Here is a 12718-nt window from a genome sequence, read left to right on the forward strand (position 1 = left end):
GTCAAATTCCTGCATAATCAACACAAGTATACTAATTAAAAAGGGCCGCTATAGTGAAAATTATTAAGATCGTATTAGTGTTGATTTTGTTTCTTTTTGCATTGGCATTAGGCGCACAAAATCAAGTAGTGGTGACTTTTAATTACCTATTTGCTGAAGGTGACTTTCATCTTTCTACTTTAATTGGTGCTGTATTTGTCACCGGTTTTGTGATGGCGGGCGTTATTTTTGGCAGCATGTATTTTAAGTCTCAGTTAAAAGTACGAAAACTCAATCGCCAGTTAAAGAAATTAACACCTCAAGTGAGCGCACCTGTTGCGACGCCTTCAACTTCTGTTACTAATACTATTGTTAAGTAACACGCTGAATGCTTGAGCTTTTATTTCTACTTTTACCAATTGCAGCAGCCTATGGATGGTACATGGGTCAGCGCAGTGCACGTCAAGAATCTCAAAGACACTCAAACCAAATTTCTCGTCAATATATGCATGGCTTAAATCTATTGCTATCAGAGCAATCAGATAAAGCCGTTGATCACTTTATTGAATTACTGCAAGTTGATGATGAAACCATTGATACCCACTTAGCGTTGGGCAACCTGTTTCGTTCTCGTGGCGAAGTTGATCGCGCTATACGGATTCACCAAAGCTTAATTACTCGAACTGAGTTGACCATAGATCAAAAGAACATTGCGCTGCAGCAATTGGCAAAAGATTATATGGTTTCTGGCTTTCTAGATCGCGCTGAAAAAATCTATGAACAACTGGTTGATGAGCCTGAGCATAAACGAGATGCACTGATTCAACTGGTTTCTATCTATCAGCAGACAAAAGAGTGGAGCAATGCCATTCACTATGCGGGACTGCTGGTTAAGATGGGCAGTAAAAAAACACGCATAAATATTGCTCATTATTGGTGTGAGCTAGCAATTAGTGAAAAGGCCTTTGGTAAACGCAGTAAATCCATTCAATATTTTAAGAAAGCATTATCGGAAGACTCTAAATGTGTTCGTGCAAACATCTCGCTTGGCCGAATGTACATGGAGACAGAAGAGTATGCCAAAAGCTTGCGCTATTTCGAGTCTATCGTAGATCAAGATATAGACTATGTGAGTGAGGTATTGCCTAACATCGCTGACTGTTATCATCATTTAGGTCAAGAACCTGAGCTATTTGAGTTTTTGAAGCTCTGTATGGATAAAGGTGCCGGCGTTTCGGTGGAATTAATGCTGGCGCAAATGGTTGCTCAGCATGAAGGTATCTCTGTCGCACAAACGTTACTCACTAGACAGCTAACAAAAAACCCGACCATGAAAGGCTTTTATCGCCTGATTGATTATCATGCGGCAGAAGCGGAAGAGGGCAGTGCAAAGGACAGTCTGACCCATCTGCAAGCAATGGTGGGTGAGCAATTGAAAATAAAACCGCATCATCGATGCCGTAAGTGTGGTTACTCAACTCACGCTCTGCATTGGCATTGTCCTTCGTGTCGTAGTTGGGGCAGTATCAAGCCTATCCGAGGATTAGACGGAGAATAAAAAGTGCTTCGCTCTAACATTCTTGCTCATAGGAGGTTAGAATAGGCGCGCTTTATCCCTTATCCCCCAATTAGGAGACCCCTCGATGGATCAAAAAGTGATTGTTGCTCTCGATTACGACAACATAAATGACGCTTTAAACTTTGTAGACAGAATTGACCCAGCTTCTTGCCGCGTTAAAGTAGGCAAAGAAATGTTTACGTTATTTGGTCCTGAGTTTGTAAAGCAACTCCATCAAAAAGGCTTTTCTGTCTTCTTAGATCTTAAATTTCATGATATTCCAAATACTTGCTCAAAAGCGGTACGCGCTGCTGCAGAAATGGGTGTTTGGATGGTTAACGTTCATGCCAGTGGTGGTGAGCGTATGATGACCGCTTCTCGTGAGATTTTAGAACCGTATGGTAAAGACCGTCCATTACTGATTGCCGTTACGGTACTCACTAGTATGGAACAATCAGATTTAGCCGGTATTGGTTTAAATGTGGCACCGAAAGATCAGGTATTGCGCCTAGCGACACTGACTAAAAATAGTGGTTTAGATGGTGTGGTATGTTCAGCGCAAGAAGCAAGCTTCCTAAAGTCTGACTTAGGTAAAGAGTTTAAGCTGATTACCCCTGGTATTCGTCCTGCAGGTTCGGCTGTTGGCGATCAAAAACGCATCATGACTCCAGTTGATGCGATTCAAGCTGGCTCTGACTACCTTGTGATTGGTCGTCCTATCACTCAAGCGGCTAACCCTGCTCAAGTGCTAGCGGATATTAACGCAACACTTGCTTAATCATCTTTAATAAAAAATTGGAATGCAAAGCATTCCAATTTTTCCCCAGTTGCCAGTTATTTAGACCGTTACGGCCTCACCGATCGGTGCACCACTATGAAATTTAAATTCATTATCTGATGATGTAATCAGATCAGCTTCTACTTTTGCAAAGTAGGCGATACGCTCACTAATGTCTTCCCCTGCAATCTGCTGAGCTAACGCAAGATAGTCTTGATAGTGACGGGCTTCTGAGCGAAGCAGTGAGATATAGAAGTTTTTAATATCGTCATCCATGTACGGTGCAAGCGCGGCAAATCGCTCACAAGAACGCGCCTCAATAAATGCCCCTACAATTAACTTATCAACAAGAGTTTGCGGCTCATGGGTGATAACGTGTTTGAGAAGCCCTTTGGCGTAGCGCCCAGCAGGAACGTGGTGATATTCAATATTGCGATTGTTCATGATCTCTAATACTTGATAAAAATGATGCAGTTCTTCTTTGATGAGTAGCACCATTTTATCGATAAGATCTTGGCTATAAGGTGAATCTGACTGAGCAATAATGCCTTTTGAGATATTACTCTTTCCTTTTAAGCTCGCCAGATCACCCACTCTCTTATAAGCAAATTCTTCATAGGGTTTAAACCAGTCGAGTAGTTGCTGCTTGCTGTTATTATCTGCGGCATATTTACGAATAAGATACATCGCAGATTGTCCCGCCTTTAGCTCACACAATAAATGATCAATTAATACTATTGGTAATCGCTGCGGCTTTTTCGCTTCATTTATCCATGAAGTGGGCGTAGTGCAATTAAGAAATTGATGAATAGGGTCAAGGAGTTGCTGATACATGAAAAATCCAAGGTAATAATGGCTAGACGTAGCCTAAAAAAATTGTGAGGTTGTGTCTATAGTGGTTTCAATATCATGATAATTAACGAAACTACTATTCAACATAACTAAAAAGCGTTATAACTAATAATTATATATAAGGAGTATGAGGCATAGTATGAAGCTGCAACAATTGCGATACATTGTAGAAGTGGTCAATCATAATTTGAATGTATCAGCGACTGCAGAAAGTCTTTATACATCTCAACCAGGGATCAGTAAACAAGTTAGGTTACTGGAAGATGAACTTGGCGTGCAAGTATTTGAGCGTAGTGGAAAGCACCTTACGCAAGTCACTCCAGCCGGCGGTGAGATAATTAAGATTTCTCGTGAAATTCTATCACGCGTTGAGTCAATTAAATCCGTTGCCTCTGAGCATACGCACCCAGAAATGGGTACGCTGAATATCACTACAACGCATACTCAGGCGCGTTATGCATTGCCTGATGTGATTAAAGGCTTTACTTCACGATACCCAAAAGTATCGCTGAATATGCATCAAGGGACACCGTCACAAATGTCGCAAGCCATTGCCAAAGGTACGGCTAACTTTGCGATTGCGACCGAAGCTCTGCATTTATATCACGATGCCATCATGTTGCCATGCTATCACTGGAATCGTTCTATTGTTGTTCCTCGTGACCATCCTTTAGCAAATAAATCTCATGTCACGATCGAAGACTTAGCCGCCTACCAGTTAGTGACTTATGTGTTTGGTTTTACTGGTCGCTCAGAGCTTGATACTGCGTTTAATACCGCAGGATTAACACCGCGTATCGTCTTTACGGCAACGGATGCTGATGTCATTAAAACCTATGTACGTATGGGTATTGGTGTCGGTGTTATCGCGAGTATGGCTATCGATGAAGAGCAAGACAAAGACCTAGTGGCGATTGATGCCAGCCATATCTTTGGTGCGAGTACAACCAGCATTGGCTTTAGACGTGGTACCTTCCTAAGAAGTTACATGTATGATTTTGTTGAGCGATTTGCGCCACATCTGACTCGCCCAGTGGTAGAGCAGGCTATTTCTCTTAAAAATAATCATGAAATTAACGAAATGTTTAAAGATATTGATCTTCCCATTCGTTAATCATTTCTAATCTTGTCACTTCCCTCTAAAATACCCTTTTAGGGGGAAGCATGCGCACTCAATTTACCGTTCTCGATCAACTGCTCTTTGAGCATCAACACTTCTGGCGCTTTGAGCCTTTCCACGAAAGCTACGCTGTTAATCATCGCTTTAGCAATACTGTGCTTGGTGATTGGTTAGATGGTTTATCAGCGCAACAAGTTCAGCACTTTAAACAGGATGTATCGAGCTTAAATGTGCAGCTCAGTGAGCTTCTTCCTCAGCTAAACAAGCTAAATACTTTGTGCCAGATTGATCAGCATGACGTCAAATCTTTAGATCTTGATGCAAGGTTAGTCTCTGGTATCCCCGGGCGAAAACTGTCACAGATCAGTGCCATGGGCGCACAAGCACTTAATACGCACTCTGGTAATCAATGGCTTGAATGGTGTGCAGGAAAAGGGTTTTTAGGACGTATTTTAGCCCAGCAATCACAGCAAGCGGTGACCAGTTTTGAATGGCAGGGCCCTTTGTGTGAGCATGGGCAAGCAGAAGCCGATAAACAGGAGCTACCAGTTACCTTTGTGCAAGGTGACGCCTTTAACTGCGATCATCAAAAAGTGTTTAAGCCAAATCAACATGCGGTTGCCTTACATGCCTGTGGCGATTTACACGTTTCTTTGATGAAACATGCCATTGATTATCGCCTGCCTGCGCTGTCTATTGCGCCATGTTGTTATCACCTTATACAAGACAATGCCTATCAGCCAGTGTCAGCGGTGGCTCAGAATGCGCAAATCCATTTATCCAAGCCAGAGCTACGAATCCCTTTACAAGAGACTGTGACAGGGGGAGAGCGAGTCCTGCGTCATCGTTTTTTAGAAATGAGTTATCGGTTAGGTTTGGATGAATTATTGACAGAAGAATTAGATTTTAAAGAATACCAACCCATCCCCAGCATTAAAAAATCGTTATTACAGGAAGGATTTAAGGCATTTTGTGATTGGGCTGCAAATAAAAAAGGCTTTAGTTTGCCGGATTGTGATTTTGCGGCGTACCAGTTGAAAGGCGAGCAACGTTTTCAACGAATGGAAAAGTTAAGCTTAATACAAATGGCCTTTCATCGACCATTGGAAATGTGGCTGATTTTTGATAAGTCTTTGTTTTTAATTGAAAACGGTTACAAGGTCACCGTCAGTGAATTTTGCAGTAAAAGCGTCACGCCTAGGAATATTTTAATTCACGCGAAAAGGGAAGTAGGGTCATTCTAGATCTTAAGATCCTAGCCCCTACATCCCGATCTATCGCCTTATTGCAGTGCGATTTCTATTGCTTTAGCAGGTTCAACATATTCAAGATTGAAGTTTTCTGCTACTTCTTTGCACGTCACCATGCCTTGGATGACATTAAGACCATTTAGGAACCCAGCATCGTCTGTTAGAGCCGCTTTTACGCCTTTATTTGCCAGTTGTAGAATGTATGGCAATGTTGCGTTATTAAGGGCGTAGGTCGAGGTTCTGGCTACTGCGCCCGGCATATTTGCCACGCAATAGTGAACAACGTCATCAACGATATAAATAGGGTCGGCATGAGTGGTTGCATGCGATGTTTCAAAGCAGCCGCCTTGATCTATCGCCACGTCAACAATTGCTGCGCCCGGTTTCATGGATTTTATGTGTCTTTTTGTAACAAGCTTTGGTGCGGCCGCGCCAGGGATTAATACCGCGCCGATAACCAAATCAGCGTCAAGTACGTGGCGATTTAGTGCTTCTTCAGTCGAATAAACTACTTTCGCTCTTCCTTGGAATTCCTCATCCAATGTTCTTAAAGTGTTAATATTGCGATCTAGGATAGTGACATCAGCCCGCATACCGACTGCCATTCTAGCGGCGTTTGAACCTACCACGCCGCCGCCAATGACAACCACTTTTGCTGGTTCAACTCCAGGGACGCCGCCGAGTAATAAACCTCGACCGCCATTGGACTTTTCTAATGCTTGTGCACCTGCTTGAATAGACATTCTTCCAGCAACTTCAGACATTGGAGCTAAAAGAGGTAGTTGATTTAAGCGGTCGGTCACGGTTTCGTACGCAATGCAGGTCGCTTTGCTATTGATTAGTTGTTCAGTTTGTGGAAAATCAGGAGCTAAGTGTAAATAAGTAAACAATATTTGCCCTTCGCGAAGCATTGCTCGCTCGATGGCTTGAGGTTCTTTAACTTTCACGATCATCTCTGCTTGAGCAAAAATTTCCGTTGCGGTTGGAAGAATGGATGCACCGGCTGCGATATAGTCATCGTCGCTGAAACCTATGCCTGAACCGGCTAGAGTTTCAACAATTACCTGGTGTCCGTTAGAGGTAACTTCTCTCACGCTGTCTGGAACCATGCCTACTCGGTACTCATGGTTTTTGATCTCTTTAGGGATGCCAATGATCATCCTGACTCCTTATTGTTTTCTAGTGATAGTATCTATGTTTTTGTTATATGTAGGGTGTTATCGACTAGTATATAGCTATTTGTATAAATTTTAGTGCTGAATATCTTATTATTGTAGTGTATCTTGTTGCAAGGAAGTAAAAAGATGGAGAAAAACCATGATTGAAGTAAATAAACCGTCTAAGGAATTGGACCGTATAGACAGAAATATTCTTAGTGAATTACAAAAAGATGGACGAATTTCTAATGTAGAACTGTCTAAGCGTGTTGGTTTATCTCCAACTCCGTGTCTGGAAAGGGTAAGACGTTTAGAGCGTCAAGGTTATATCTTAGGTTATACCGCTCAGTTAAACCCACAATATTTAGACGCCTCTCTATTAGTGTTTGTCGAAATTACACTTAATCGAGGCGCACCGGATGTATTTGAGCAATTTAATGTTGCGGTGCAAAAGCTCGATGATATTCAAGAGTGTCATTTAGTTTCGGGTGATTTTGATTATTTGTTAAAAACCCGAGTGTCAGATATGGGAGCCTATCGCAAATTATTAGGTGATACGTTACTTCGTTTACCTGGTGTTAACGATACTCGCACTTATGTAGTGATGGAAGAAGTCAAGCAGACCAACAACCTAGTCATCAAGACTCGTTAAATTGCTGAATACCCAAGGTTCTATTTGGGTTTTTACCCTTGCATGTGTTTAAATGAAGGTTATCACGGGCGACAGTTGTCGCTCGTGTCTTTTATCCGACTAAGACTCTCATGCAATGGATATGTTGAAAAGAAATCCTAAAATTCGAACAGTAGTTCACACGTCTCCAAAAAAATACCAGTCTCATTTGTCAGGCATTCAGCGCCTGAGAGAAGGCTGCTTAATTATTGGAGTATTACTTGCCGTCCTAATGGCGGTGTCACTGATTTCATTTAATCCAGCCGATCCATCGTGGTCTCAGACCGCATGGGGCAGTGATGTCACCAATGCTGGTGGACTGCTTGGCGCTTGGATAGGTGATACGCTGTTATTTACCTTTGGCGTTCTGTCCTATTTCGTCCCAGCAATTATCGTTTCGCTGTCATGGATAGTGTTTCGAAAGCGTTCGAATCCTCAATCGATTGATCTAATGCTTTGGGCAACACGCTTATTAGGCGGTGCATTGCTGATAGTCACAAGTTGTGGCCTAGCGGATCTTAACTTTGATGATATTTGGTATTTCTCATCAGGTGGGGTAGTAGGCGATGTGATCGCAAGCCTTGCTTTGCCAACGCTAAATACATTAGGTTCTACGTTAGTACTGCTGTTCTTCTGGGGTGCATCGTTTACTTTGTTTACCGGCATTTCATGGCTGTCTATGGTCGAGCACATCGGTCAAGGCACACTTTCTTTTGTCAGCTATTGCCTTAATTTTGTGCGTGGCGATAAAGAGCAAGTTATTGAACCGACTCGTCTTGATGACCAAAAATTAGTGTATGCAGATACCACACCAGATGTTGCCCCTTTAGCTGATGGTACACAAAGTCAAGACTCTGCAAATGCAGCGACTAACGGATCATCGCAAGCGAAAGACACCGACGACGCACCATACAAAATCTATATGCCAGAAGAGAGTGAAGAGGATAACTTTACTTTCAATCGCACCGATAACTTAAATGCGCCAATTGGCCAGCTAGAGCGTGATGCGCAGCTTGCCAATGATTATGTCGACTCAGATCCTTTAATGGATGAATACCCATCTATTGATGCAAACGCCGAGCATAGCAATACTCAAGCGCCAGCGACCAATAATGTAGATGTCAGTACTGAGGGGAACTCAGGCACTACAGATATTCCGATTATTGAAGCGCCAGTGGTTACGACAGCACCAGTAATAGCAACGCCAATGAGTGAAGCGCCAATTATTGCAGCAGCATCTGTTGCTTCTAATGTTCATGGACACACTCACGATCTTGGAATGGATACCCACGCATCAGACTTTGATATTGATGAGGATGATAAAAGCACACCTAATATTTCATCCCATACTTTTGATGATGTGGAATATGACAATGATGCTATCGAACTTGATGATGAGCCGAAGATTGCCGCAGCATCGAATCTAGATTCTGCTGTTGAAATCGCTCCTGAGTTTATTACCGAGCCAGAACACATCACAACAGAAAACGTTGATATCAACGAGCTAGAAAGTGCACAAGCGCCGCTTTCACAAGAGAGTGCTCTAGATACAACAACACAAGAGCCCCATCATCAGCAAGTGAACTTTGAGGAAGCCCCTCAAACCATCGACAGTCAAGTTGAACAAAGCAGTTTTGAAGCTGAAACTGTTGATGCAGTAAGTGCTGATGTAAACAATGTTGTAGCACAAAGTGCTGAAGATCATATTGTTGAGGAAGTCACTGACGCTCAAGCGTTAGCTCAGCAAGTTGCTGATGCAAGAGCGAGAGAGTCAGCATTACAAAATCCATTCTTGATGCGCCAAGATGACAATTTGCCAGTACCGACTAGCCCAATGCCTACGCTCGATCTTCTGTATCATCCAGAGAAGCGTGAAAATAATATTGATCGAGAAGCGCTGCAAAATATTGCGCGTCTTGTTGAGTCTAAGCTTGCGGATTATAAGATCAAAGCCACAGTGGTTGGCATCTTCCCCGGTCCCGTAATAACTCGATTTGAACTTGATCTTGCTCCAGGGGTCAAAGTTTCTAGAATTTCGAGTTTATCTATGGATCTAGCGCGCTCTTTATCTGCATTGGCAGTGCGAGTAGTCGAAGTGATTCCAGGTAAGCCTTATGTGGGATTAGAGCTACCGAATATGACGCGTCAGACGGTCTTCTTGTCAGACGTAATTAATAGCCCTCAGTTTTTGGAAAACAAATCACCAACAGCGGTGGTTCTTGGCCAAGATATTGCTGGTGATGCTGTGGTGGCTGATCTATCAAAAATGCCACACGTATTAGTGGCAGGTACAACAGGTTCTGGTAAATCTGTTGGTGTAAACGTGATGATTCTGAGTATGTTGTACAAATCAACACCAGATGATGTTCGTTTCATCATGATTGACCCGAAAATGCTTGAACTGTCCATTTACGAAGGTATCCCTCATCTTCTATCTGAAGTTGTTACCGATATGAAGGATGCGTCAAACGCACTTCGTTGGTGTGTGGGTGAGATGGAACGCCGTTATAAATTGATGTCGGCGATGGGCGTTCGTAACCTAAAAGGCTTTAACGATAAACTTAAAATGGCAGCAGAAGCGGGTCATCCAATCTATGATCCATTATGGCAACCGGGTGATAGCATGGACCAAGAAGCGCCACTGCTAGAAAAATTGCCTTACATTGTTGTGATTGTCGATGAGTTTGCTGACCTTATTATGGTGGTTGGTAAAAAAGTTGAAGAGCTTATTGCACGTATTGCTCAAAAAGCGCGTGCGGCAGGTATCCACCTTGTATTAGCGACTCAGCGTCCTTCGGTTGATGTGATTACTGGCTTGATTAAAGCCAATATACCAACCCGTGTTGCGTTTACAGTGTCGACTAAGACTGACTCAAGAACGATCTTGGATCAGAGCGGCGCGGAATCACTGCTTGGTATGGGTGATATGTTGTATTTACCACCCGGTTCTAGTCACACCATTCGCGTACACGGTGCGTTTGCATCTGATGATGACGTACATGCGGTGGTTAATGATTGGAAAGCTCGCGGTAAACCACAATACATTGACGAAATTACCAAAGGTGAACCTTCACCTGAGACCTTGCTTCCGGGTGAAAAAATGGAAGGTGCAGAAGATACCGATCCTTTATTTGATCAGGTTGTAGAACACGTCACAGAAACCCGCCGTGGTTCTGTATCGGGTGTCCAACGTCGATTCAAGATTGGTTATAATCGTGCTGCACGTATTGTTGAACAATTAGAGGCGCAAGGCATTGTGTCCGCTCCAGGGCATAACGGAAATCGTGAAGTGATTGCGCCACCTCCAATTAAAGATATGTAATGGGCCTGCTAGGCCCTACATTTAGAGATAACGTTTATATGAAAAAACTTTTAGTCAGTGTTTTGGTTTTTGCTTCAGGTGTGGCTTTTGCTAATCCTCAGCAACAACTTGTTCAACGTCTTGATAAAACAGATGGTTTTACCGCGCAGTTTGATCAAACAGTGATTAGCCCAGACAATGATGTGGTGATGCAAGGAACGGGTACGGTCGAAATTGCTAGACCGAGCATGTTCCGTTGGTCAACCAATACTCCAGATGAAAACCTGTTGGTTTCTGATGGCAAAACCTTGTGGTACTACAGCCCGTTTATTGAGCAGGTGAGTATTTATAAACAAGAGCAGGCCACTGAGCAAACGCCTTTTGTTTTATTGACTCGTAATAAAGCCAGTGATTGGGACAAGTACAATGTTGAGCAAAAGGGCGATCGCTTTACCTTAACTCCGACAGACAAAACCTCAACTCAAGGTCAATTCCAACTGGATATTGATAAAGCGGGTGAGATTTCTGGCTTTAATGTGATTGAGCAAGATGGTCAACGCAGCAAATTTACTTTTAATCACTATCGCTCTGAAGTGTCACCAAAAAGTCGATTTGTCTTTAGTATCCCTAATGGGGTCGAAGTTGACGATCAGCGTAATTAAGCAACAAAATAATGTACGCAATAGAACGTAAGCGGCAATCATGAGTAATATGCAGTTTGATTTTTCCTCGGGCGATGACTTTCGCCCATTGGCCGCGCGTATGCGTCCTAGAACGCTAGAAGAGTATATCGGTCAGCAACATATCCTAAGTGCTGAAAAACCTCTCTATCGAGCGCTACAAGCAGGCCAACTGCACTCTATGATCCTTTGGGGACCTCCGGGGACGGGGAAAACTACATTGGCCGAAGTCGCCGCAAGTTATGCCGATGCCAGAGTAGAGCGCGTCTCTGCGGTCACCTCTGGCGTAAAAGACATTCGCGCGGCGATAGAAAAAGCCCGCGAAAATAAAATGGCAGGTATGCGTACTTTGCTGTTTGTCGATGAGGTACATCGCTTTAATAAAAGCCAGCAAGATGCCTTTTTACCTCATATCGAAGATGGCACGATTACTTTTATCGGCGCAACCACCGAAAACCCTTCTTTTGAATTAAACAACGCTTTGTTATCCAGAGCGCGTGTATACAAATTACGCTCGTTAACCACTCAAGATATTGAGCTGGTTATTGCGCAAGCACTCAATGATAAAGAGCGTGGTCTTGGTCAACTGCAAGCTGAATTTATCGATGAAAGTGATAAGCGCTTAGCTGAGCTTGTCAGTGGTGATGCGCGGATGGCGCTGAACTATCTGGAATTGCTGTTTGATATGGCACCAGAAAAAAATAAGGTTAAGCAGATAGACCTTGAGCTATTAGCTCAAGTTGTCGGCTCTAAAGTGGCCCGTTTTGATAATAAGGGTGATATTTGGTATGACCTTATTTCGGCGGTGCACAAATCCATTCGTGGTTCTAACCCTGATGGGGCGCTGTATTGGAGTGCTCGCATGATTAAAGCGGGTTGCGATCCTTTATACATTGCGCGTCGATTACTGGCTATTGCCTCAGAAGACATTGGCAATGCCGATCCGCGAGCGATGCAAGTAGCGATCAGTGCTTGGGATTGCTTTACCCGCATAGGTCCTGCGGAAGGTGAGCGCGCCTTGGCTCAAGCCGTCGTCTATTTAGCCTGCGCACCCAAAAGTAATGCCGTTTACAAAGCATGGAAGCAAGCTTTGCAAGATGCAGATGAGACTTCAGAGTTAGAAGTTCCTTCTCATCTGCGCAACGCGCCAACAAAATTGATGCAAGATCTTGGTTATGGGGAAGGGTATCGATATGCCCACGATGAACCGGGAGCGTACGCCGCAGGGGAATGTTATTTCCCCCCAGAGCTAAGTGATACTCGTTACTATTTTCCTGAAAACCGCGGCTTAGAAGGCAAAATTGCTGAAAAGCTGAACTATCTTCATTCATTAGATGAAAAAAGCCGACAAAAGCGCTACAAAAAGTAGTGGT

At 43.3% G+C, this 12718-nt stretch carries 11 protein-coding genes; 9 read left to right on the plus strand and 2 right to left on the minus strand.

Annotated features, from left to right (window positions below):
• Positions 1 to 53 precede the first annotated feature (53 nt).
• The 3 genes from A9260_RS00410 to pyrF all read left to right on the plus strand — a co-directional run bounded on the left by A9260_RS00410 (position 54) and on the right by pyrF (position 2315).
• On the plus strand, positions 54 to 359 hold the full coding sequence (locus A9260_RS00410; RefSeq protein ID WP_068695083.1) for a LapA family protein: 306 nt from the start codon (positions 54 to 56) through the stop codon (positions 357 to 359).
• A gap of 8 nt (positions 360 to 367) precedes the next feature.
• A complete protein-coding gene (gene lapB, locus A9260_RS00415; protein WP_068695085.1) occupies positions 368 to 1537 on the plus strand; it encodes a lipopolysaccharide assembly protein LapB in 1170 nt (389 codons plus the stop codon).
• Between the two features lie 85 nt (positions 1538 to 1622).
• Positions 1623 to 2315: an orotidine-5'-phosphate decarboxylase gene (gene pyrF, locus A9260_RS00420; RefSeq protein ID WP_068695087.1), complete on the plus strand. Its 693-nt coding sequence runs from the start codon at positions 1623 to 1625 to the stop codon at positions 2313 to 2315.
• Between the two features lie 60 nt (positions 2316 to 2375).
• Here pyrF and miaE read toward each other — a convergent pair whose 3' ends face one another.
• Positions 2376 to 3149, minus strand: coding sequence for a tRNA isopentenyl-2-thiomethyl-A-37 hydroxylase MiaE (gene miaE / locus A9260_RS00425; protein WP_068695089.1), 774 nt, complete (start codon positions 3147 to 3149; stop codon positions 2376 to 2378).
• A 157-nt stretch (positions 3150 to 3306) separates the two neighbouring features.
• Here miaE and cysB point away from each other — a divergent pair, with 157 nt between their 5' ends.
• On the plus strand, positions 3307 to 4281 hold the full coding sequence (cysB, locus tag A9260_RS00430) for an HTH-type transcriptional regulator CysB (protein ID WP_068695091.1): 975 nt from the start codon (positions 3307 to 3309) through the stop codon (positions 4279 to 4281).
• A 50-nt stretch (positions 4282 to 4331) separates the two neighbouring features.
• Positions 4332 to 5531, plus strand: a complete 1200-nt coding sequence (locus tag A9260_RS00435) for a methyltransferase (RefSeq protein WP_068695093.1) — start codon at positions 4332 to 4334, stop codon at positions 5529 to 5531.
• A 38-nt stretch (positions 5532 to 5569) separates the two neighbouring features.
• On the opposite strand, the gene ald is transcribed toward A9260_RS00435, so the two are convergent.
• Positions 5570 to 6697: an alanine dehydrogenase gene (ald, locus tag A9260_RS00440; RefSeq protein WP_068695095.1), complete on the minus strand. Its 1128-nt coding sequence runs from the start codon at positions 6695 to 6697 to the stop codon at positions 5570 to 5572.
• A 157-nt stretch (positions 6698 to 6854) separates the two neighbouring features.
• On the opposite strand from ald, the gene lrp reads away from it, so the two are divergent.
• From lrp to A9260_RS00460, 4 genes are all read left to right on the plus strand, one after another.
• The gene (lrp, locus tag A9260_RS00445; RefSeq protein ID WP_068695097.1) at positions 6855 to 7346 is read left to right on the plus strand and encodes a leucine-responsive transcriptional regulator Lrp; all 492 of its coding nucleotides are present in this window, start codon (positions 6855 to 6857) and stop codon (positions 7344 to 7346) included.
• Positions 7347 to 7467: 121 nt separating this feature from the next.
• Positions 7468 to 10686, plus strand: coding sequence for a DNA translocase FtsK 4TM domain-containing protein (locus A9260_RS00450; protein ID WP_068695474.1), 3219 nt, complete (start codon positions 7468 to 7470; stop codon positions 10684 to 10686).
• A 38-nt stretch (positions 10687 to 10724) separates the two neighbouring features.
• On the plus strand, positions 10725 to 11327 hold the full coding sequence (gene lolA, locus A9260_RS00455) for an outer membrane lipoprotein chaperone LolA (RefSeq protein WP_068695476.1): 603 nt from the start codon (positions 10725 to 10727) through the stop codon (positions 11325 to 11327).
• A gap of 40 nt (positions 11328 to 11367) precedes the next feature.
• The gene (locus A9260_RS00460; RefSeq protein WP_068695099.1) at positions 11368 to 12714 is read left to right on the plus strand and encodes a replication-associated recombination protein A; all 1347 of its coding nucleotides are present in this window, start codon (positions 11368 to 11370) and stop codon (positions 12712 to 12714) included.
• The last annotated feature ends 4 nt before the right edge of the window (positions 12715 to 12718 follow it).

Source organism: Vibrio sp. UCD-FRSSP16_30, from assembly GCF_001676025.1.
GTDB lineage: Bacteria > Pseudomonadota > Gammaproteobacteria > Enterobacterales > Vibrionaceae > Vibrio.